This window comes from Leifsonia sp. AG29 (assembly GCF_009765225.1).
GTDB lineage: Bacteria > Actinomycetota > Actinomycetes > Actinomycetales > Microbacteriaceae > Leifsonia.
Genome location: NZ_VMSF01000001.1, coordinates 1,851,515 through 1,873,288, shown reverse-complemented (window position 1 = coordinate 1,873,288; position 21,774 = coordinate 1,851,515). Strand labels below are relative to the sequence as shown.

The window sequence follows — 21,774 nt, the reverse complement described above, 5'->3', positions numbered from 1 at the left end:
CCGGTGGAGGCGACGGATGCCGGCCGCAGCATCCGGCGGACGGGGTCAGCCGATCCGGCGTCCGACGGAGCCGATCACCATGTCGAGCGGGGTGCCCGAGCCGTCGCGGCGGCTGCCCCCCTCGGGGAGGGTGCGGGAGGCGCCGTCCGCTCCCACGGCCAGCGCCGGTGCCGGGCCGGCCCAGGCGAGCGACAGCTCGGCCTCGCCCTTGAGGAAGCGCTGCGACCGGACGCCGCCCGTGGCGCGGCCCTTCGCCGGGAATTCGGCGAAGTCGCTCACCTTTCCGCTTCCGGGGTCGGCCCCGGGGAGGGTCTGGTCGCTGACCGCGATGGTCACCACCACGGCGTCGTCCTTCTCGCCCGGCGCGACGGCCCCGAAGAAGACCACGCGCGCTCCCGCAGCGAGATTGATGCCGGCCATGCCGCCGGCGGCTCGACCCTGCGGGCGCACGGCGGAGGCGGCGAACCGCAGGAGCTGCGAGTCGCTGGCCACGAAGACGAGCTCGTCGTCGTCGGTCACGGTCGTCGCCCCGACGACCTCGTCGCCGGCCTTGAGCGAGATGATCTCGAACTCGGGCTTGTTCGCCCAGTCGCCCGCCGTGACCCGCTTGACGACACCCTGCCGGGTGCCGAGGGCGATCGTCCGCACGGAGTCGAGCGCGACGAGGGCGAGGATCCGCTCCTTCTTGTCGGCGAGCGCCAGGTAGTCGCCGACGCGGACACCGGCCCCGAGCTGCACGGAGTTGGGCGGTGCCGCCGGGAGGTCGACCGGCGAGAACCGGATCAGGCGGCCCTTGCTCGTGACGGCGCCGATCTCGGCGCGGCTCGTCGTGTCGAGGATCGACAGGACGGCGTCGTGCTTGCTCCGCCGCGCCGGCGCAGGGATCTGCGCGGCGTCGTCCGCCCCGGCCGGGAGGTCGACCCGCAGGATCCGTCCGGTCGTCGAGAGGAACACCCGGGTCGGGACGTCGGCCACTTCCAGCTGCGCCGCCGCGGCCTTGGCGCGCGCCGAGGTGCCGGCGATGGAGGGCTTCGCCTCGGTCAGGAGGGTTCGCCGGGGCGTCCCGAACCGCAGGGCGACCTGCTCGAGCTCGTCGGAGACGAGCTGTTCGATCCGCTTGCGGCTCCCGAGGAGCTCTTCCAGTTCTGCGATCTCAGCGCGCAGTTGGTCGCGCTCCGTCTCGAGCTCGATGCGCGAGAACCGCGTCAGGCGGCGCAGGCGCAGCTCGAGGATGTAGTCGGCCTGCAGCGTGCTCAGGTCGAAGACCTGCATGAGGCGGGTGCGCGCCGCCTCCGTGTCGTCGGAGGTCCGGATGACCTGGATTACCTCGTCGATGTCGAGGATGGCGATCAGGAGGCCCTCGACCAGGTGGAGGCGCTCCTTCCGGCGGGCGAGGCGGAACTGCGAGCGCCGCGTGACGACGCTGATGCGGTGGTCGAGGTAGACCGACAGGAGCTCGCGCAGCCCGAGCGTCTGCGGGCCGCCCTGGACGAGCGCGACGTTGTTGATCGCGAACCCCTCTTCGAGCGGCGTGTGCCGGTAGAGCTGCTCGAGCACCGCCTCCGGGCTGAAGCCGGTCTTGATGCCGATGACGAGCCGCAGGCCGTGCTGGCGGTCGGAGAGGTCGGTGACGTCCGAGATGCCGCTGAGCTTCTTGCCGTTGACGCCGTCCTTGATCTTCTCGATCACGCGCTCGGGCCCGACGCCGTACGGCAGCTCGGTGACCACGAGGCCGCTCTTGCGCGCGGTGATCGACTCGACGGAGACCTTGGCGCGCATCCGGAAGCTGCCCCGGCCGGTGGCGTAGGCGTCGCGGACGCCCGCGAGGCCGACGATGGTCCCTCCGCTCGGGAGGTCCGGCCCGGGTACGTAGGCCATGAGGTCGTCCAGGCTCGCCTCGGGGTTCTCGAGGAGGTGCCGCGCAGCGCCGACGACCTCGATGAGGTTGTGGGGCGCCATGTTGGTCGCCATGCCCACCGCGATGCCGCTCGCGCCGTTGACGAGGAGGTTCGGGAACGCGGCCGGGAGGACGTCCGGCTGCATCAGCTGGTTGTCGTAGTTCGGGACGAAGTCGACGACGTCCTCGTCGAGGTCCTCGGTGAGCGCGAGCGCTGCGGCCGCGAGGCGTGCCTCCGTGTAGCGGGCGGCGGCCGGGCCGTCGTCGAGCGAGCCGAAGTTGCCGTGCCCGTCGACGAGGGGCACGCGGAGGGTGAAGTCCTGCGCCATGCGGACGAGCGCGTCGTAGATGGCACTGTCGCCGTGGGGGTGGAGCTTTCCCATGACCTCGCCCGTCACGCGGGCCGACTTCACGTGGCCGCGATCGGGGCGCAGGCCCATCTCGGTCATCATGTAGAGGATGCGGCGCTGTACCGGCTTCAGTCCGTCACGGGCGTCGGGGAGCGCGCGCGAGTAGATGACGGAGTAGGCGTACTCGAGGAAGGACCCCTGCATCTCGGTCGTGACGTCGACGTCCTCGATGCGCTCGGTCGTTCCTGCGGCGGCCTTGTCGTCTGGTGGTGTCATGGGTGCATTCTCGGGAGGGGCGGCAGGGCCGGCCCCGCTGCGACAGAGGGGGCTGTGACAGACTGGGCCGGATGTCCTCCATGCTACCGGCGGCGTTCTCGACGCCCGTGAGCCTCGCCACGGTTCTGCCGAGCTCCCTCGCCGCTCTGAGCGGGGAGCGCAACGACCTGGGGCTCCCGGCGCTCGATCACGTCGTCGTCGTCGTGGTCGACGGCCTGGGTGCGGCCGCCCTGAGGGCCCGCGCCGGCCATGCCCGCGCCTTGGCGCCGCTGCTCGGCAAGGCGACGACGATCGACGCCGGTTTCCCGACCACGACCGCAGCGGCGCTCACCACCCTGACGACAGGCACCTCCCCCGGCCGGCACGGCATGGTCGGCTACCGCGTCCGGGATGACGCGGGCAGGCTGACCAACCAGCTGAGCGGTTGGGACGACCTCATGCCGCCCGAGAGCTGGCAGCGCTCGCGGACAGTGTTCGAGGACGCGGCCGCGCAGGGTGTACACGCGCGGGCGATCGGGCTACCGAAATACGAGGGGTCCGGATTCACGGCCGCGGTGCTGCGCGGAGCCGAGTTCACGGGCGGACGGACGATGCAGGATCGCTTCGACCTCGGCGCCGAGGTCCTGCGGACGAGCGGGCCGGCGCTCACCTATCTCTATGTGGCCGAACTCGACCAGCTGGCGCACGCCCGCGGATGGGAATCGCCCGAGTGGACCGCTGCGCTCGAGACGCTGGACTCGCTCGTCGCGGCCTTCGTTCGAGGGCTCGGCCCGAGGCAGGCTGTACTGCTCACCGCCGACCACGGCATCGTCGACGTGCCGGAGAGCGGGCACGTCCTGTTCGACACCGCGCCGTCCCTGCTGGAGGGGGTGGCCGCGATCGCGGGCGAGCCCCGGTTCCTCCATCTCTATGCCGAGCAACCCGAGCAGGTCGATCGCATCGCAGGCCGGTGGCGCGAGGTGGAGGGAGACCGCTCCTGGGTCGCCACTCGCGCCGAGGCCATCGCGGCGGGCTGGTTCGGCCCGGTGATCGACGCCGAGGTCGGGCCGCGCATCGGCGACGTGCTGGTGGCGGCGCGCAAGCGGATCGCCTACTACGACTCCCGCGACGCAGCGCGGACCGGACGCACGATGATCGGGCAGCACGGCTCGCTCACCCCGGAGGAGACGCGCGTACCCCTGCTGCGGTTCGGCGCAGCGGCCTGAGGCGCAGCGCCTGACGCAATGCGGGCGGCTCAGGCCAGGTCGTCGTCCGTCCGGGCGCCGAACACGATCTCGTCCCAGCTCGGCATCGCCGCGCGGCCCTTCTTGCGGCTGGACGGCTGCGGTCCGGAATCGTTGAGCGACGATGTCGGGGTGGCCGGCGGGGCCGCGGGCGCGGGAGCCGGAAGGATCGGCTCGTCGAGCGGCGGCTGAGGGCGGCCCTCGGGTTCGGGCAGCGTCAGCGGCTCATCCAGGATCCGGACCGGACGCGCGGAGGGGTGCAGCGCCGGTGCGGCCTCGTCTTCGTAGCTCGCCGCCTCCCGCTCGCCCCGGCGGCGGCGCAGCGCCTCCAGCAGGTCGGCGGTCTGGTGCAGATCGCGCGGAGGCGTCTCGTCGGCGCGCTTGATGGCCGACGGGGCGATCGAGTTGTTGCCGGAGAACGGTCGCGCCGGGGGCAGTGGCTCGATGGGCATGGTGATCTCGGGGCCGGCGAGGTCGGCGATCGGCTCCGGGAAGCTGAACGCGCCGCTGTCGAACCGGGAGGTGTCGGGCTCGCCCTCGTGGGGGAGCACGGCGCGCAGCCTCGGGATGAGGGCGCCTCCGCGCAGCTCACCCGCCTGCGAGAGCGTGGTCGCCTCCGAGTTGATCGGGGCGAGCGCGTGCTTGCGCGCGTCGTACGACCAGCGCGCATCGTGATCGATCGTGTCGGCGGTGAACTCGAGCTTGACGATCCAGCCGGTCTCGCTGTCCTTCCAGCTCGCCCACCGCTCTCCCGAGACGCCCAGGGAGGCGAGGCGGTCGCGGATGACCGAGCCGAACGTGTCGCCCTCGCCGAGCGGGTCGACGCTGTCCGCAGTGTGGACGGGCACGCTGAGAGCGCTGGCGACGATGTGCTCGCGCTCGGCCACGATCGGGCCCTCGAAGCGCTGAACGTAGTCGAGCGGCGCGCCGGTGACCGCGGCGACGTCCTCCGCGGACATGCCGGAGCGGATGTGGGCCTGGATCTCGCGGGGGGACAGCTTGGGTCCCTGCGCGGAGGCCTGCTGCCTCACCTGCCTGACCTTCGACTGCAAGGCCTCGTCGACGGCGATGCGGAATCGCTCACCGTCGTCGCCGACGGCGACGAGCGCGCCGTTCTCGACCCCGATGACCTTCAAATCCTGCATGTGGATGCCTTCCGAGCTCGTGCGTACGACGGTCAGGATGCCACGAGAAAGGGGGCTTTACGGGGAATACGCAGGGCGTGCCGGAAGTTGATGACCGAGCAGTCGCTGAGAGGCACCTCCATGGTTTTGCTATTCGGGTGCGCTTGATGCAAACTATGGCCGCCGATTGCGAGAATCGGCCGTTACGTACGAGAAGTGGATGGGCATGGCAACGGATTACGACGCACCGCGGAAGACCGAGGACGACTCCGAGTCGATCGAGGCCCTCAAGGAGCGAGTTCCGGACAAGATGTCCGGGGTGGTCGACGTCGAGGACGCCGACAACCCGGGCGGGTACGAGCTCCCCGGCGCCGACCTCTCGGACCTCGACCTCGACGTCGTCGTGCTGCCCCCCCAGGCGGATGAGTTCACCTGCGTGAACTGCTTCCTGGTCAAGCACCGCTCCCAGATCGACCACGAGACGAAGCTCGGACCGATCTGCGTGGAGTGCGCCGCGTAACAGCGCACCCCGAGCACCGCACGGCTACGACGCGAGTCGGGCCTCATCGAGAACCCGGACCAGACGGTCCGGGTTTCTTGTTGACAGGAGCCAGTACGGCGTCGGGTCGTCCGCGTCGAGGACCGGGATCTTCACGACCGGCTTCACCCACCCGCGGATGAGGAGCCACGCGCGGGCGTCGAGCCGCTGGCCGCGCTCGAGCACGGCGGCGTCGCCGCGGAAGGCGCGAGGCTCCCCGACGAAGCGGAGCGGGATGCTCGCACGGCCCGCCACGAGCTCCTCCTTCGTCACGCGGATCGTCGGCGCGGTGGCGAGCAGGAAGACGACGAACGCGACGTAGAACGCGATGCCGAGGACGATCCCGACCGCGAGGTTGATCGGCGCGAACACCAGGATCACCGCCGGGATGACGAGCAGCGTGGAGATGAAGAGCCAGGGAGTCGCCCAGAGCCGTTCGCGGTACAGGTCCATGCCCCCTATTCGATCAGACTTCTGCATTAGCCTCGACACGTGACCGACTCCGTCGACCTGCCGATCATCGCCTCCCGCCTCCCCGTCTACGCCCACCCGGGCGATGCCGGCGCCGACCTGAGTGCCGCCGAGGCCGTCACGCTCGGGCCGGGGGAGCGCTTCACGATGCCGACCGGCGTCTCGATCGCGCTGCCGGAGGGGTACGCCGCCTTCGTGGTCCCGCGAAGCGGACTGGCGATGAAGCACGGCATCACGATCGTCAACGCCCCGGGCACGGTCGACGCGGGATACCGCGGAGAGATCCGGGTGACCCTCCTGAACACGGACAGGTCGATGCCGTACGATATCGCCGTCGGCGACCGGATCGCCCAGCTGATCGTCATGCCGGTCACGCGCGCCCGGTTCATCCCCGTCGACGCCCTGCCGGACAGCCACCGCGGCACCGCGGGCTTCGGCTCGTCCGGCTACACAGTGACCCAGTCAGGAGAACACGCGTGAGCGACAGCACCACCCCCGGCGAGCTGGAGGGACGCGACGTCTCCGGAGCGACCGAGAAGTCGGCGCCCGAGGACCGCGCCACCGAGGGCCCGCTCGACGAGAGCGAGGCCAACGCGGTCCGCCCGTACGTCGACCTCGGGGGCGTCAAGATCCTGCCGCGCGAGGGTCTGCACCTCCGCCTCGAGGTCGAGGAGGAGTCGCAACGGGTGGTGGCCGTCGGGCTCGACTACGCCGGGTCGACCCTCCAGGTCCAGCCGTTCGCGGCGCCGCGCTCCACCGGTCTCTGGCATGAGATCCGCGAGCAGATCGCGGACCAGGTCCAGCGGCAGGGCGGCCGGGTCACCGAGCGCGACGGCGCGTTCGGCCCCGAACTCGTCGCCGAGATCCCGGTCGCCGCACCGCAGGGCGCCCCCGGCGAGACCCGTGTCGCGCGGTTCATCGGCGTGGACGGCCCGCGCTGGTTCCTCCGCGGCGTCATCGCGGGCGACGCCGCCGTGAAGCCGGAGGCGGCGGCCCTGGTGGAGGACCTGTTCCGCAGCATCGTCGTCGTCCGCGGGTCGGTGCCCATGCCTCCGCGCGATCTGATCCCGCTCCGCATGCCGGCGGCGCCGGCCACCGGTCCGGACAGCGGCTACTCCTCGCTCTGAGGCGCACCATGACGGACGATCGGACCCCGCCGCAGAGGGACTCGGAGGGCGTGCCTCCCGCAGGTCTCTCCGAGAGCATCGCCGCCGCGGCCCGTCGCTCCGCCCTGGGGCGGCTCGCCGGCGACGAGGCCCCCACGGGCCGGGCGCTCCTCGGCGCTCTCGGCGGCATCCGCGGGCTCTGCGAGACGGTCCTCCCGGGCCTCGTCTTCCTCATCGTCTTCACGTTCACGCAGAGCGTCCCGCTGTCGATCGGTCTGTCCGTGCTCGTCGCGGTGGTCTTCACCGCTCTGCGCCTCGTCGGGCGCACGCCGGTGACACAGGCCATCGCCGGGCTCATCGGGGTCGGGCTGTCCGCCATCCTGGCGCTCATCACGGGCCGCGGCGAGGACAACTTCCTCCTCGGCATCTGGACGAACGCGGCGTACGCCGCGGCGCTCCTCATCTCGATGCTCGTCCGCTGGCCCATCATCGGACTGGCAGCCGGGTATCTCATGGGCGACGGCGTCGCATGGCGGTCGATCCGCGCGAAGTTCCGGGTGATGCAGGCGCTGACCTTCCTCTGGCTCCTGCTCTTCGCGGCGCGCCTGCTGGTCCAGGTTCCGCTCTACCTCGCGCACACCGACGCCGCGACGAGCGCCCTCGCGCTCACGAAGCTGCTGATGGGCGTCCCGCTCTATGCGCCCCTGCTGCTCGTGACCTGGTTCGTCGTGAAGCAGCAGTTCCCGGACCCGGGTTCGAAGCCCAGACCCGAGGCCGGCCCCGGCCGGGCCGGCGACTAGTCGGGGTCACGGCGGATGCTGAGCGAGGGGATCAGGGAGGGGCTGAGCACCGCCGAGGTCGCCCGTCGCCGTGAGGACGGCCGGGTCAACACCCAGCATCAGCCGAGCTCCCGGTCGGTCTCCGACATCCTGCGCGAGAACATCTTCACGCTGTTCAACGGCATCCTGACGGCGTGCTTCGTCGTGGTGCTCCTCCTCGGCGACCTCCGCGACGGCTTCTTCTTCGGAATCGTCGTCGTCAACGCGCTGATCGGCATCGTGCAGGAGTACCGCGCGAAGCGCGTGCTCGACCGCGCCGCCCTGCTCGCGGCCCCGCACAGCCGGGTCCGGCGCGACGGCGAGGTGGTCACGGTCGCCCTGGAGGACGTGGTCCTCGACGACCTGCTCGTCCTGCGCCCGGGCGACCAGATCCCCGCGGACGCCACGGTCGTCGAGAGCACCGGGCTGTCCCTCGACGAGTCGATGCTGACGGGCGAGTCGGACCCCGTCTTCAAGGACGACGGGGCGCTCCTCCTGTCGGGCTCGCACGTGGCGAGCGGAACCGGCTTCGCCGTCGTGACGGCGGTCGGCGCCGACTCGTACGCCAGCCGTCTCACCAGCGAGATCCGCAAGCACTCGCTCGTGCGTTCCGAGCTCCGGGAGGCGACCAACCGCATCCTCGTCTACCTCTCGTGGCTGCTCGGTCCCCTCATCCTGATCACGCTCGTCGGGCGGGTCTTCACCTACGGCGGGTTCGCCACGCTGTTCGCGGGCGACGGGTGGCGGCGCGCCCTCCTCGATGCCGTCGCCGCGGTCGTCGGCATGATCCCCGAGGGGCTGGTCCTCCTCACGAGCCTCGCCTTCGGCGTCGCAGCGATCCAGCTCGCCTCGCGCAAGGTCCTCGTGCAGGAGCTGGCCGCCGTGGAGGTCCTGGCTCGCGTCGACGTGCTGTGCCTCGACAAGACCGGGACCCTCACCTCGGGCGAGCTGACGCTCCACGGTGTGGAGGAGCTCCCCGGGGGAGTCGACCCGCGTCTCGCGGAGACGGCGCTCGCCGCCTTCGGCGCCGACGACGCCGGCAACGCCACCTCGGGGATCCTCGGGTCGCGGTTCCGGAGCGACCGGTTCCGGGTCGGCCGCCGCATCCCGTTCAGCTCGGCCACGAAGTACAGCGGCCTCACGATGACCGTCGACGGTGCCGAGACCTCCTGGGTCCTCGGAGCACCCGAGCGGGTCCTCGAGGGACACCCGGAGCCGCTCGAGCGCGCGATGGCGATCGCCGCGACCGGGAGGCGCGTCCTCGCCCTCGGCCGGGCCCCGCGCGGTCTCCCCGAGGGCGCTCACGCGCCGCTCGGCGGGACACCCGTCGAGCCGGCCCTCCTCGTGGTGCTGGGGGAGGACCTGCGTCCCGAGGCCCCGGAGACCCTGCGGTACTTCGCCGAGCAGTCCGTCCGCGTCGTCGTGATGTCGGGCGACAACCCGGTCACCGTCGCGGCCATCGCCGGTTCGCTCGGGCTCGAGGGTGCCACCATCGACGCGTCGACACTGCACACCGACGAGGAGCTCGCCGAAGCGCTGGCCTCGGCGAGCGTGCTCGGGAGGGTCAGCCCCGACCAGAAGCGCGCGGCGGTACGACTGCTCAAGGAGGCGGGCCGCACCGTCGCGATGACGGGCGACGGCGTCAACGACGCGATGGCCGTGAAGGACGCCGACCTCGGCATCGCCATGGGCAGCGGAACGGCCGCCACGAAGGCCGTCTCGCGGGTCGTCCTCCTCGACGACCGGTTCGACCGGCTGCCGAACGTCCTCGCGTCCGGACGCCGCGTGATCGCCAACGTGGAGCGCGTCTCGAACATCTTCCTGGCGAAGACGACCTACGGGATCCTCCTCGCCCTCGTGAGCGCAGTCCTGCTGTGGCCGTTCCCCTTCCTGCCGCGCCAGCTGACGCTCGTCTCGACGCTCGCCATCGGCATCCCCTCGTTCTTCCTGGCGCTCGCGCCGAACCGCCGCATCTACACGCCCGGCGTGCTGCACCGCATCCTCCGGTACTCGGTCCCCACGGGCCTCATCGCCGGGGCGACGGCGATCGCGGCGTACGCCCCGCTGCACCGGTCGATCCCGCTGCACGAGGCCCGCAGCGTGACGACCGTGGCCCTGTTCTGCGTGTCGCTCTGGATCCTCGGCGTGCTCACGCGCCCGCTCACCGCCTGGCGCTGGGCGCTCCTCGGCGCCGTCGCCGGGGTCTTCGCCCTGGTGTGCGTCGTGCCGTCCACGGCGGAGTTCTTCATGATGCATCTGCAGCTCGACCTCTCCCTTCTCTGGGGCATCGCGGTGGGCGCCGTGGGGGCGGTCGGCATCGAGGTCTTCTACCGGTTCGCGAAACGGCGGGGACTGGTCTTCGACCGGGTCTGACCGTGCTAGATTTATCTTGACGTCGAGATAAATATCCGCCTGGAAGACTTAGGCTTGCCTTGCTGGAAGAACGCTCCGGCGGACGACGAGGATGGACAAGGCGTGCGCGAACATCGCCTGCCGATGAAGGAGAGGGCATTGTGTCAGCAGTGAACAGCTTCGGTGCGAAGAGCACCCTCAGCGTGGGGTCGAAGGACTACACGATCTTCCGGATCGACTCCGTCGACGGGTACCGGAGGCTCCCGTTCAGCCTGAAGGTGCTCCTCGAGAACCTGCTCCGCACGGAGGACGGCGCGAACATCACGGCCGAGCACATCAAGGCGCTCGGCTCGTGGGACCCGTCGGCCGAGCCCGACACCGAGATCCAGTTCACGCCGGCCCGCGTCATCATGCAGGACTTCACCGGCGTCCCCTGCATCGTCGACCTCGCCACCATGCGCGAGGCGGTCTCGGCCCTGGGCGGCGACCCGGCCAAGATCAACCCGCTGGCCCCGGCCGAGATGGTCATCGACCACTCCGTCATCGCCGACCTCTTCGGCCGGTCGGACGCGCTCGAGCGCAACACGGACATCGAGTACGAGCGCAACGGGGAGCGCTACCAGTTCCTCCGCTGGGGCCAGACCGCGTTCGACGACTTCAAGGTCGTCCCGCCGGGTACCGGAATCGTCCACCAGGTCAACATCGAGTACCTCGCCCGGGTCACCATGACCCGGGAGGTGGGCGGCGAGCTGCTCGCCTACCCCGACACCTGCGTCGGCACCGACTCGCACACCACCATGGTCAACGGCCTCGGTGTGCTCGGCTGGGGCGTCGGCGGCATCGAGGCCGAGGCGGCGATGCTCGGCCAGCCCGTGTCGATGCTCATCCCGAAGGTCGTCGGCTTCAAGCTGACCGGGGCGATCCCCGCCGGCGTCACCGCCACCGACGTGGTCCTGACCATCACTCAGATGCTCCGGAAGCACGGCGTCGTCGGCAAGTTCGTCGAGTTCTACGGCGCCGGCGTCGCGGAGGTGCCGCTCGCCAACCGCGCCACCATCGGCAACATGAGCCCCGAGTTCGGCTCCACGGCCGCGATGTTCCCGATCGACGACGTCACCCTCGACTACCTGCGCCTCACCGGCCGCAGCGAGGAGCAGGTCAAGCTCGTGGAGGAGTACTCCAAGGCTCAGAAGCTGTGGCACGACCCGGAGCACGAGCCGGAGTTCAGCGAGTACCTCGAGCTCGACCTCTCGACCGTCGTCCCGTCGATCGCGGGGCCGAAGCGCCCGCAGGACCGCATCGAGCTGAGCCGCGCCAAGAACCAGTTCGAGCAGGACCTCGTCGACTACGCCGACATCTCGCACGACCTCGTCGACCTGACCATCTCGGAGTCGTTCCCCGCGTCCGACCCGGGCGAGCTCTCCCCGGAGGACTCCCGCAGCACCCACGTGCACACGCACCGGAGCCACGCGCCGAAGACCGCCTCCAACCCGACCGAGGTGAAGCTCGCCGACGGGCGCGACTTCGTCCTCGACCACGGCGCCGTCGCCATCGCGGCGATCACGTCGTGCACCAACACCTCGAACCCGTCCGTGATGCTCGCGGCGGGCCTCCTCGCCCGGAACGCCGTGGCGAAGGGCCTGAAGGCGAAGCCCTGGGTCAAGACGACGCTAGCCCCGGGCTCGAAGGTCGTGACCGACTACTACGAGAAGGCAGGCCTCACCGAGGACCTCGAGGCGCTCGGCTTCTACACGGTCGGCTACGGCTGCACCACCTGCATCGGCAACTCGGGCCCGCTGCTCGACGAGATCTCGCAGGCCGTCAACGAGAACGACCTGGCCGTCACCGCGGTGCTCTCCGGCAACCGCAACTTCGAGGGCCGCATCAACCCCGACGTGAAGATGAACTACCTGGCGAGCCCGCCGCTCGTCATCGCCTACGCGCTCGCCGGTTCGATGAACTTCGACTTCGAGGTGGACCCGCTGGGCAAGGACTCCGACGGAAACGACGTCTTCCTCAAGGACATCTGGCCCGACGCGACCGAGGTGCAGGAGACCATCGACTCGTCGATCAACGAGGGCATGTTCACCCACGAGTACGCCTCCGTGTTCGAGGGCGACGAGCGGTGGACCTCCCTCCCGACGCCCACCGGCTCGGTCTTCGAGTGGGACGAGAAGTCGACCTACGTCCGGAAGCCCCCGTACTTCGACGGCATGACGCTCGAGCCGAACCCGGTCACCGACATCACCGGCGCCCGCGTGCTGGCCAAGCTCGGCGACTCGGTCACGACCGACCACATCTCGCCGGCCGGCTCGATCAAGGCCGACAGCCCCGCCGGCCGCTACCTGACCGAGCACGGGATCGACCGCAAGGACTTCAACTCCTACGGCTCGCGCCGCGGCAACCACGAGGTCATGATCCGCGGGACCTTTGCGAACATCCGCCTCCGGAACCAGCTGCTCGACGGCGTGGAGGGCGGCTACACCCGCGACTTCACGCAGCCGGAGGGGCCGCAGGCCTTCATCTACGACGCCTCCCAGAACTACCAGGCGCAGGGCACCCCGCTCGTCGTCCTCGGCGGCAAGGAGTACGGCTCCGGCTCGTCGCGCGACTGGGCGGCGAAGGGCACGAGCCTCCTCGGTGTCCGCGCGGTGATCTCCGAGAGCTTCGAGCGCATCCACCGCTCGAACCTGATCGGCATGGGCGTCGTGCCGCTGCAGTTCCCCGCCGGCGAGTCGGCCGACTCGCTCGGGCTCGACGGCACCGAGGTCTTCTCGATCACGGGTCTCGAGCAGCTGAACGAGGGGACCACGCCGAAGACGGTCCACGTCGTCGCCGAACCGACCGAGTACTCGGCCGCCGGCAAGCAGACCGTCGAGTTCGACGCGGTCGTCCGCATCGACACACCCGGTGAGGCCGACTACTACCGCAACGGCGGCATCCTGCAGTACGTGCTGCGGAGCCTCGTCTAAGCAGGCGGCTGTCAAGGGGAGGCTCGGAACCGCACGTTCCGAGCCTCCCTTCATTGCAGCGCGCCTACACTCGAAGCTATGGGCATCCTCGAGACCATCCACGGTCCCCGCGACCTCGACCGGCTGACGGACCGCGAACTGGTCCAGCTCGCCGCGGAGGTGCGTGCCTTCCTGGTCGCCAACGTCGCGAAGACGGGCGGCCACCTGGGGCCGAACCTCGGCGTCGTCGAGACGACGATCGCGATCCACCGGGTCTTCGACTCGCCTCGCGACGCGGTGGTGTTCGACACGGGTCACCAGTCGTACGTGCACAAGCTGCTGACCGGCCGGCAGGACTTCTCCCAGCTGCGCCAGCGCGGGGGCCTGGCCGGCTACCCGCAGCGCTCCGAGTCCGAGCACGACATCGTCGAGAGCTCGCACGCGTCGTCTTCGCTGTCGTGGGCCGACGGGATCTCGCGGGCGTTCCAGATGACCGGCCAGAACGACCGCCACGTCATCGCCGTGGTCGGCGACGGTGCGCTCACCGGCGGCATGACGTGGGAGGCCCTCAACAACATCACCGACGACAACAACCGCCGGTTGATCATCGTCGTGAATGACAACGGACGCTCCTACGCGCCGACCATCGGCGGCATGGCCCGGTTCCTCAACACGGTTCGCACGCGACGCACGTATCGCAATCTCTACCTGTCGAGCCAGCGGGCGTTCGACCGGCTCGGGACGCCGGGCCGCTCCTTCTACCGTGGCGTGCGAGGCGGCCTGCACGGATTCCTCAGCCGCTTCTCGAACAACGAGGCGCTCTACTCGAACCTCGACATCAAGTACATCGGTCCGGTGCACGGCCACGACATCGAAGCGATGGAGGAGGCACTCCGGCAGGCGAAGAACTACGGCGCGCCCGTGATCGTCCACGCGATCACCCAGAAGGGCCGCGGGTACGAGCCGGCGCTCCGCGATGCGGCCGACCAGTTCCACGCTGTGGGCCAGATCGACCCGGAGACGGGGGAGCCGCTCGAGGAATCGCACAAGCCCTCCTGGACCGGTGTCTTCGCCGACGAGATCGTGCGGCTCGCCGAGAAGGACCCGAAGATCGTCGGCATCACCGCCGCGATGCTGCGGCCGACCGGGCTTCACAAATTCGCCGAGCGGTTCCCGGACCGCGTCCACGACGTCGGCATCGCCGAGCAGCACGCCGCGACAAGCGCGGCGGGACTGGCGTTCGGCGGCCTCCACCCGGTCGTCGCCATCTATGCGACGTTCATGAACCGCGCGTTCGACCAGGTCCTCATGGACGTGGCGCTGCACAAGGCCGGCGTGACGTTCGTCCTCGACCGGGCGGGCGTGACCGGTCCGGACGGTCCGAGCCATCACGGCATCTGGGATCTCGCGATCCTCCAGGTGGTCCCCGGGATCCGACTCGCCGCGCCGCGCGACGCCGCCCGCTTCCGCGAGGAGCTGGGGGAGGCTGTCGCGGTCGATGACGGGCCCACCGTGCTCCGCTTCCCGAAGGGCGCGGTGCAGCCCGAGATCCCCGCCGTGCGACGGCTGGACGACGGGGTGGATGTGCTCCACGAGGACGACCGCAAGGACGTCCTCCTCGTCACCGTCGGCCCGATGGCGGAGCTCGGCCTCAAGGTCGCCGAGCGCCTCGCCGCGCAGGGCATCGGCGCGACGGTCGTCGACCCGCGCTGGGTCGTCCCCGTCCCGCGCAGCATCCTCGATCTCGCCGCCGAGCACCGCATCGTGGTCACCATCGAGGACGGCATCCGCGTCGGCGGCATCGGCACCCGGGTCCGGCAAGACCTCCGCGGCGCCGGCATCGACACCGCCGTCGACGAGCTCGGCCTGCCCGACGAGTTCATCGACCACGCTTCGCGCTCGGAGATCCTCGAGGACGCCGGCCTGACCCCCCAGAAGATCGCGCGCGACCTCGTTGCTCAGGTGCTCGGCAGCCGGGTCCCCATCGCCCGGCCCCTCCCCGCCGACGACCTCGCCGACCAGGGCGTCGACGCCAAGAAGCGCGGCGCCTGACCCACTCTCTCCCTCCCCCCGGTGAGCCGACATTCGTGCCGAATGTCGCCTCCACCGCAGCGATACCCCGCATTCGTGCCGAATCTCGCTCCCCGGCTTGGGCGAGATTCGTCACGAATGTCGCCTCTGCGGGGGCGATGGACAGCATTCGGCACGAATGTGCAGGGGAGGGGCGGGCGGGAGCGGCGGACCGCGCACGGGCATATCGTGGCGGTATGACGTTGACAACGATCACCCTCGGAAAAGAGAACCTCGAAGTCTCGCGCCTCGGCCTCGGCTGCATGGGCATGAGCGCCTTCTACACCGGAGCCGGGCAGGACGACGCCGCCTCCATCCGGACGATCCACCGGGCCATGGACCTCGGTGTCACGTTCTTCGACACCGCTGAGATCTACGGCCCGTACAAGAACGAGGAGCTGCTCGCCAAGGCCTTCGCCGGTGGCCGCCGCGACCGCGTCGTCATCGCGACGAAGTTCGGCACGATCCTGCACCGCCAGAAGGACGAGCGCGGGCTCGACGGGTCGCCCGAGAACGTCCGCCTGTCCGTGGAGGGGTCGCTCCGCCGCCTCCAGACCGACCACATCGACCTGTACTACCAGCACCGGATGGACCCCGGTACGCCGATCGAGGACACCGTCGGCGCGCTGAAGGAGCTGATCGACGAGGGCAAGATCCGGCACTACGGCCTCTCGGAGGCGGCACCCGCGACCATCCGCCGGGCCGACGCCGTGCACCCAGTGACGGCTGTCCAGACCGAGTACTCGCTCTGGACGCGCGACCCGGAGGCGCAGGTCCTCCCGACCGTCCGCGAGCTCGGCATCGGCTTCGTGCCGTATTCGCCGCTCGGCCGCGGTTTCCTCACGGGCACGATCCGCTCGCTCGACCAGCTCTCCGAGGACGACTTCCGGCGCTTCAACCCGCGCTTCGAGGGCGACAACCTGGAGGCGAACATCCGCATCGTCGAGCAGGTGGACGCCGTGGCGCGGGAGGCGGGCGCGAAGCCCGGTCAGGTCGCCCTGGCGTGGCTGCTGGCGAAGGGCGACGACATCGCGCCGATCCCGGGGACGACCAAGGTCGAGAACCTGGAGCAGAACGTGGCCGCGGCGGAGCTCGAGCTGAGCCCGGAGCAGCTGAAGCGTCTGGATGAGGTCGCGGCACCCGTCGGCGATCGCTACGCCGACATGTCGCCGCTCAACCGCTGAGCCGGCGCACCGCTCGACGACGAATCCCCCGGGGGCCGTGCCCCGGGGGATTCGTGTCGTCGCGTCAGCGGGTGACGGCGTCAGTGCGCAGCAGCGACCTCCGACGGCTGACGCACGCCCCTGACCGGCGGGTGGTGGAACGTGTCGCCGAAGACGCGCTCCGACGCTCCCACCCGGTCGAGGTAGGGAGTGATGCCGCCCATCTGGAACGGGAACCCGGCGCCGAGGATCATGCAGAGGTCGATGTCCTCGGGCGCCTCCACGACGTGGTCGTCGACCAGCATGCGGTGGATCTCGTCGGCGAGGCCGTCCTCGAGGCTGCGGAGGATCTCCTCCTTGGTCCACGGATTCTTCCCACCGGCGACGATCTTCGCGGCTCCCTTGTCGAGGCCCTTCACCTTGCCCTTGGCGTCCTTCTCGAGGAGCGTGCCGTATTCGGCGAGCTTGTGGAGGTTCTCGCTGCGATAGAACCGGTCGGGGAACGCCGCGTGATGCGTGTCGAGCACGTGCGCTCCGACCGTGAGCCCGACCAGGTCGAGCAGCTGCGAGGGCGCCATCGGCAGGCCCAGCGGCTGGAAGGCCTCGTCCACCGTCTCGAACGGGGTTCCGTCGTCGACGGCGTGCATCGCCTCCCCGAGGATCTTCGCCAGCACGCGGTTGACCACGAACCCGGGGGTGTCGGCCGTGATCACGGCGTTCTTCTTGAGCGCCGCAGCGGTCACCATCGCCGTGGACAGCGTCGCGTCGTCGGTGTTCGGCGTCTTCACGACCTCGATGAGCGGCATGACCGCGACCGGGGTGAAGAAGTGGAAGCCCACGAGTCGCTCCGGGTGCTTGAGCCGGGCCCCGATCTCCTCGACGGACAGCGAGGAGGTGTTGGTAGCGAGGACGGCCTCGTCGGAGAGGTACTGCTCGACCTCCTCGAACACGGCCTGCTTGACGCCGAGCTCCTCGAAGACGGCCTCGATGACCCAGTCGCAGTCGGCGAAGTCGGCCTTGTCGGTGGTGCCGGTGACGAGGGCCTTGAGCCGGTTGGACTCGTCGGGCGAGATGCGGCCCTTCTCGAGCAGCTTGCCGATCTCGTCGTGGATGTACGCCACGCCCTTGTCCACGTGGGCCTGGTCGAGGTCCGTGATCACCACGGGGACCTTGAGCCGGCGCACGAAGAGCAGCGCGAACTGGCTGGCCATGTACCCCGCGCCGATCACGCCGATCTTCGTGACCCGCTTGGCGAGCTTCCTGTCGGGTGCGCCGGCGGGTCGCTTGGCCCGCTTCTGCACGAGGTTGAACGCGTAGATGGAGGCCTGGAACTGGTCACCGGAGACGAGCTCGGCGAGCGCCTCGTCCTCCAGCTCGAAGCACGCCGCGCGGTCGTTGGACTTCGCCGCCTTGAGGAGATCCAGCGCCTTGTACGGCGCCTTCGGGACGGTGCCGATGCGAGACTCGAGCATCTTGCGGGCGATGCCGATGGCCGCGTCCCACTTGACCATGCGCTCGAGCTTGCCGGGCTCGTTGGGCCGTTTGACCTGGATGTCGCCGGTCAGGACCCCGTCGGCCCAGCGCAGCGAGTCCTCGAGGAAGTTGGCCGAGTCGAAGATCGCGTCGGCGATCCCGAGGTCGAAGACCTCCTGGGGCTTCAGCATCCGGTTCTGCTTGAGCGGGTTCTCGACGACGACCTTGAGGGCGTTCTCGATCCCGATCAGGTTCGGGAGGATGGTCGCGCCTCCCCAGCCCGGGATGAGCCCCAGGAACACCTCGGGCAGCGCGAACGCAGCGGCGTTGCGGTCGATCGTGCGGTAGTCGGCGTTGAGGCCGATCTCGACACCACCGCCCAGCGCGAGGCCGTTCGTGAACACGAACGACGGGACGCCGAACGTCGCCAGCTTGCCCAGGACGTAGTGGCCGAGCTGGGGGAGGAGCTTCGCGACCTCCAGACTCGGGATCTCGTTCACGCGGCTGAGGTCCGCGCCCGCGGCGAGGATGAAAGGCTTGCCCGTGACGGCGACCGCGTCGATCTCGCCGCGCTTGGCGCGGGCTGTGAGCTCGTCGAAGGTGCGGCCGAGCTCGAGCAGCGTCGCGGGACCCATCGTGTTGGGTCGTGTGTGGTCTCGGCCGTTGTCGAGCGTCACGAGCGCGAGCGTCTTGCCGCTCGGCAGGGTGATGTCCTTGACGAGCGAGTGCGTGACGACCTCATCGTCGGCGATCGCCTCGAGCGGGCTGAAGTCGATGGTGCTGTAGTCGGTCACGTCGTTCAGCCCTTCCGCGCGGCGCGCTTGTCGTAGTTGGGGTTCTCCCAGATCACGGTGCCGCCCTGGCCGAGGCCGACGCACATGGCGGTGACGCCGTAGCGGACCTCCGGGTGCTCTTCGAACTGGCGGGCGAGCTGGATCATGAGGCGCACGCCGCTCGCGGCCAGCGGGTGGCCGATGGCGATCGCTCCGCCCCACTTGTTGACCCGAGGGTCGTCGTCGTCGATGCCGAAGTGGTCGAGGAACGACAGCACCTGGATCGCGAACGCCTCGTTGAGCTCGAACAGGCCGATGTCGTCGATGGTCAGACCGGCCTTGCGGAGCGCCTTCTCGGTCGAGGGCACCGGGCCGATGCCCATGATCTCCGGCTCGACGCCGGCGAACGCGAAGCTCACCATGCGCATCTTCGGCTTCAGGCCGAACTCCTTCACGGCGTCGGAGGAGGCGAGGAGGCTCGCGGTCGCGCCGTCGGTGAGGGGGGAGGAGTTGCCCGCGGTGACCCGGCCGTGGGGGCGGAACGGGGTCTTCAGCGTGGCGAGGCCCTCCATCGTCGTCTCCGGACGCATGCCCTCGTCCTGCGTGGCGAGGCCCCAGCCGTTCTCCGAGCGGATGGCGACGGGCACCAGGTCTGCTTGGAGCTTCTTCTCGCCGTAGGCGGCGGCGACCTTCTGCTGGCTGCGCATCGCGAACCGGTCGGCGCGCTCCTTGGTGAGGGCGGGGAACCGGTCGTGGATGCGCTCCGCGGTCATGCCCATGTTGAGGGCGTCCTCGGCGACCATCCGCTCGGACAGGAAGCGCGGGTTGGGGTCGGCCCCGAAGCCCATGGGGTGACGGCCCATGTGCTCCACGCCGCCCGCGATGACGAGGTCGTAGCTGCCGAACGCGATGCCGGAGCCGAGCGTGGTCACGCTCGTCATCGCCCCGGCGCACATCCGGTCGATGGCGAATCCGGGGACCGACTTGGGCAGTCCGGCGAGCAGCGCCGCGGTGCGCCCGAGGGTCAGGCCCTGGTCGCCCTGCTGCGTCGTGGCGGCGATGGCCACGTCGTCGATCCGCTCCTTGGGCACGGCCGGGTTCCGCTCGAGCAGGCCGATGATGGCCTTGACCGCGAGGTCGTCCGCTCGGGTGTTCCAGTACTGCCCTTTTTCGCCGGCCCGCCCGAACGGAGTGCGGACTCCGTCGACGAACACGACATCGGTCTTATCGGCCACAGTGCCTCCCAGTGATCAGGTCGGGAACGATCCTAGGTACACGGCTGTGAAGGAAGGAATCGTTTGATCCTTCCTACGAAGCGGCCTCCGGGGCCTCGTCGGCCGTTTGGGTGCTTTCGACAAAGGCGAGGGCGATCACCTGTGAGGTTGCCTCAATCTGCCAGGGTCTCGCGCCGTGCGCGCGGAGTGCTTGGGCGATCGTCTCCGGGGTGACCTCGGCCGGGGGAGCCCACGCAACGCGGCGCAGCGTCTCGGGGGTCAGAAGGTTCTCGACGGGGATCGCGCGCTCTTCCGACAGGGCCGAGATCGCCTCCCGGGCGGCCTTCAGCCGGGCGTCGGCCTCCGGGTTGCGGTCGGACCACGACCGCGGCGGCGGCAGCGTGTCCCCGGGGCCGCGCAGCACGGGGAGGTCGTCGGTGCTCCGGCCGGCCTCGATGGCCGCCCACCAGCGGTCGAGCTCGGTGCGGCTGGCGCGACCCGTGAACTCACGGAGGGAGGCGAGCGCGCGCTTCGAATCCGGCAGGGCCTTCGCGGCGGCGGTCAGCGACGCGTCGGGCACGAGCCGACCGGGTGCGGTGTCGAGCTCCCGGGCGAGAGCATCGCGGGCGAGCCAGAGCTCGCGGGCGACGGCGAGGTTGCGCAGCCCGCGGATCGAGTGGATGCCCGAGAGGCGCCGCCACGGCTCGCTCCGGACGACGACCAGTTCCCGGGTGAGCTCGTCCGCGAACTCCTGACGGGCGATCTCGGCCTTCCCGGCCTGCTGGAGGAGCTCCTCCATGGCGTCACGGAGGTCGGGCAGGAGCTCTACATCGAGAGCGGCGTAGTTCAGCCACGGCTCGGGCAGCGGTCGCGTCGACCAGTCGGCTGCGCTGTGCTCCTTCGCGAGATGGATGCCGAGGAGCTCCTCGACGACGGTGCCGAGGCCGACGCGCGGCATCCCGAGGAGGCGGGCCGCGAGCTCGGTGTCGAAGATCCGCGCCGGGTCGAGGCCGACCTCCCGCAGGCAGGTGAGGTCCTGCGTCGCGGCGTGGAGCACCCACTCGTCGTCGTGGATGGCGGCGTCGAGCTCGTCGAAGCGGCCGATCGCGGGAGGGTCGAACAGGAATGTCCCCGCGTCGCGCCGGAACATCTGGATCAGGTACGCCCGCTGGGAGTACCTGAAGCCGCTTGCGCGCTCGGCGTCGACCGCGACCGGACCCGAGCCTCCCGCGATGCGCTCGACGGCGGCGAGGTAGCCCGCCCGCGTGTCGATGACCGTGTGCTCAGGCACGCGGCGTCCCCTGGGGAGCCGCCGGCCGTTTCCCGAGGACGCTGACCCCCTCTGCGGGCGGGAGCCCCGCCAGCATGCACAGCAGCTCGCCCCAGCCCTCGACGTGGGCTGAGAGGTCGGACTCCTGCGGGCTCCAGGAGGCGCGGAGCTCGATCTGGGCGCCGTCGCCCTGCGCGGCGAGCTCGCCGAAACCGGTGGAGAGGATCTTCGTCGCCGTGCCGCTCGCGGCGGTGTACCGCGCCCCGCGGGCGTCCAGCGCGTCGACGAGCCACGACCAGGCGACGTCGGCCAGGAATGGATCGAGCCCGATGTCGGTCTCCAGAGGCGCCTGGGCGAAGCAGACGACCCGGAACGGTCCGCCCCAGGCCTCGGGCTCCTCGGGGTCGTACAGGAGCACGAAGCGCCCCGTGCCGAGGTCGGAGTCGGCGGCGTGCCGCGCCGGCCGGACGTCCGCGGCGAGGGCGACGGCGTAGGGCGCCAGCTGGCCCGGCGCGGGGATCTCCTCGATCACGAGCTCCGGGCGGGAGACGGCGGCGCGGATCGACTCCAGCGCCGACCGGAACACCGCCGGCTGGTGCGGGGTGGAGGTTGGTGTCGGCACGCTACGAACACTAGAAGCCTTTCACGTGAGCGGGATGTAAGGCGCGCCGCCCGGGAATGTCCTGAGGACGCCACGAGCGGCCC

At 70.4% G+C, this 21,774-nt stretch carries 16 protein-coding genes; 9 read left to right on the top strand and 7 right to left on the bottom strand.

Annotated features, from left to right (window positions below; translation table 11 throughout):
* Positions 1-45 precede the first annotated feature (45 nt).
* On the bottom strand, positions 46-2,523 hold the full coding sequence (locus FPT20_RS09040) for a DNA gyrase/topoisomerase IV subunit A (RefSeq protein WP_158864543.1): 2,478 nt from the start codon (positions 2,521-2,523) through the stop codon (positions 46-48).
* A gap of 80 nt (positions 2,524-2,603) precedes the next feature.
* Here FPT20_RS09040 and FPT20_RS09035 point away from each other — a divergent pair, with 80 nt between their 5' ends.
* Positions 2,604-3,728, top strand: a complete 1,125-nt coding sequence (locus FPT20_RS09035; protein WP_158867992.1) for an alkaline phosphatase family protein — start codon at positions 2,604-2,606, stop codon at positions 3,726-3,728.
* A gap of 29 nt (positions 3,729-3,757) precedes the next feature.
* Here FPT20_RS09035 and sepH read toward each other — a convergent pair whose 3' ends face one another.
* Positions 3,758-4,891, bottom strand: a complete 1,134-nt coding sequence (sepH, locus tag FPT20_RS09030) for a septation protein SepH (RefSeq protein WP_158864542.1) — start codon at positions 4,889-4,891, stop codon at positions 3,758-3,760.
* A 205-nt stretch (positions 4,892-5,096) separates the two neighbouring features.
* Here sepH and FPT20_RS09025 point away from each other — a divergent pair, with 205 nt between their 5' ends.
* On the top strand, positions 5,097-5,390 hold the full coding sequence (locus tag FPT20_RS09025) for a DUF4193 domain-containing protein (RefSeq protein ID WP_026307201.1): 294 nt from the start codon (positions 5,097-5,099) through the stop codon (positions 5,388-5,390).
* A gap of 24 nt (positions 5,391-5,414) precedes the next feature.
* On the opposite strand, the gene FPT20_RS09020 is transcribed toward FPT20_RS09025, so the two are convergent.
* Entirely contained in the window at positions 5,415-5,861 is a 447-nt protein-coding gene (locus FPT20_RS09020) for a DUF3093 domain-containing protein (RefSeq protein ID WP_158864540.1), read from the bottom strand.
* A 39-nt stretch (positions 5,862-5,900) separates the two neighbouring features.
* Between FPT20_RS09020 and dut the strand changes: the two genes are divergently transcribed.
* The 7 genes from dut to FPT20_RS08985 all read left to right on the top strand — a co-directional run bounded on the left by dut (position 5,901) and on the right by FPT20_RS08985 (position 16,360).
* Positions 5,901-6,359: a dUTP diphosphatase gene (gene dut, locus FPT20_RS09015; RefSeq protein ID WP_158864538.1), complete on the top strand. Its 459-nt coding sequence runs from the start codon at positions 5,901-5,903 to the stop codon at positions 6,357-6,359.
* Entirely contained in the window at positions 6,356-7,006 is a 651-nt protein-coding gene (locus tag FPT20_RS09010) for a DUF3710 domain-containing protein (protein WP_442786481.1), read from the top strand. Before dut ends, FPT20_RS09010 begins: the two co-directional genes overlap by 4 nt.
* Before the next feature lie 8 nt (positions 7,007-7,014).
* Positions 7,015-7,785 carry a DUF3159 domain-containing protein gene (locus tag FPT20_RS09005; RefSeq protein ID WP_158864536.1) on the top strand — a complete coding sequence of 257 codons (771 nt, stop codon included), beginning with the start codon at positions 7,015-7,017 and terminating at the stop codon, positions 7,783-7,785.
* Positions 7,786-7,800: 15 nt separating this feature from the next.
* Complete coding sequence (locus FPT20_RS09000; protein ID WP_158864534.1) at positions 7,801-10,176, top strand: HAD-IC family P-type ATPase; 2,376 nt, start codon at positions 7,801-7,803, stop codon at positions 10,174-10,176.
* A 140-nt stretch (positions 10,177-10,316) separates the two neighbouring features.
* Positions 10,317-13,127: an aconitate hydratase AcnA gene (gene acnA / locus FPT20_RS08995; protein ID WP_158864532.1), complete on the top strand. Its 2,811-nt coding sequence runs from the start codon at positions 10,317-10,319 to the stop codon at positions 13,125-13,127.
* 78 nt (positions 13,128-13,205) lie between these two features.
* Entirely contained in the window at positions 13,206-15,158 is a 1,953-nt protein-coding gene (gene dxs, locus FPT20_RS08990) for a 1-deoxy-D-xylulose-5-phosphate synthase (RefSeq protein WP_158864530.1), read from the top strand.
* Positions 15,159-15,379: 221 nt separating this feature from the next.
* A complete protein-coding gene (locus FPT20_RS08985) occupies positions 15,380-16,360 on the top strand; it encodes an aldo/keto reductase (RefSeq protein ID WP_158867988.1) in 981 nt (326 codons plus the stop codon).
* Between the two features lie 80 nt (positions 16,361-16,440).
* Here the strand turns inward: FPT20_RS08985 and FPT20_RS08980 are convergent, their stop codons facing one another.
* The 4 genes from FPT20_RS08980 to FPT20_RS08965 form a co-directional block, all read right to left on the bottom strand.
* The gene (locus FPT20_RS08980; RefSeq protein ID WP_158864528.1) at positions 16,441-18,606 is read right to left on the bottom strand and encodes a 3-hydroxyacyl-CoA dehydrogenase NAD-binding domain-containing protein; all 2,166 of its coding nucleotides are present in this window, start codon (positions 18,604-18,606) and stop codon (positions 16,441-16,443) included.
* 5 nt (positions 18,607-18,611) lie between these two features.
* The gene (locus FPT20_RS08975; protein ID WP_199245731.1) at positions 18,612-19,820 is read right to left on the bottom strand and encodes a thiolase family protein; all 1,209 of its coding nucleotides are present in this window, start codon (positions 19,818-19,820) and stop codon (positions 18,612-18,614) included.
* Between the two features lie 73 nt (positions 19,821-19,893).
* Positions 19,894-21,090, bottom strand: coding sequence for an HRDC domain-containing protein (locus FPT20_RS08970; protein ID WP_158864526.1), 1,197 nt, complete (start codon positions 21,088-21,090; stop codon positions 19,894-19,896).
* The gene (locus FPT20_RS08965) at positions 21,083-21,691 is read right to left on the bottom strand and encodes a DUF3000 domain-containing protein (RefSeq protein ID WP_158864524.1); all 609 of its coding nucleotides are present in this window, start codon (positions 21,689-21,691) and stop codon (positions 21,083-21,085) included. Before FPT20_RS08965 ends, FPT20_RS08970 begins: the two co-directional genes overlap by 8 nt.
* Positions 21,692-21,774: the final 83 nt, after the last annotated feature.

Excerpts from the sequence above, each read along its gene's own strand:
- sepH (WP_158864542.1), bottom strand. The coding sequence starts at position 4,891 with ATGCAGGATTTGAAGGTCATCGGGGTCGAGAACGGCGCGCTCGTCGCC.
- FPT20_RS09035 (WP_158867992.1), top strand. The coding sequence starts at position 2,604 with ATGCTACCGGCGGCGTTCTCGACGCCCGTGAGCCTCGCCACGGTTCTG.
- FPT20_RS09025 (WP_026307201.1), top strand. The coding sequence starts at position 5,097 with ATGGCAACGGATTACGACGCACCGCGGAAGACCGAGGACGACTCCGAG.
- FPT20_RS09040 (WP_158864543.1), bottom strand. The coding sequence starts at position 2,523 with ATGACACCACCAGACGACAAGGCCGCCGCAGGAACGACCGAGCGCATC.
- FPT20_RS09005 (WP_158864536.1), top strand. The coding sequence starts at position 7,015 with ATGACGGACGATCGGACCCCGCCGCAGAGGGACTCGGAGGGCGTGCCT.
- FPT20_RS09020 (WP_158864540.1), bottom strand. The coding sequence starts at position 5,861 with ATGGACCTGTACCGCGAACGGCTCTGGGCGACTCCCTGGCTCTTCATC.
- dxs (WP_158864530.1), top strand. The coding sequence starts at position 13,206 with ATGGGCATCCTCGAGACCATCCACGGTCCCCGCGACCTCGACCGGCTG.
- FPT20_RS09000 (WP_158864534.1), top strand. The coding sequence starts at position 7,801 with ATGCTGAGCGAGGGGATCAGGGAGGGGCTGAGCACCGCCGAGGTCGCC.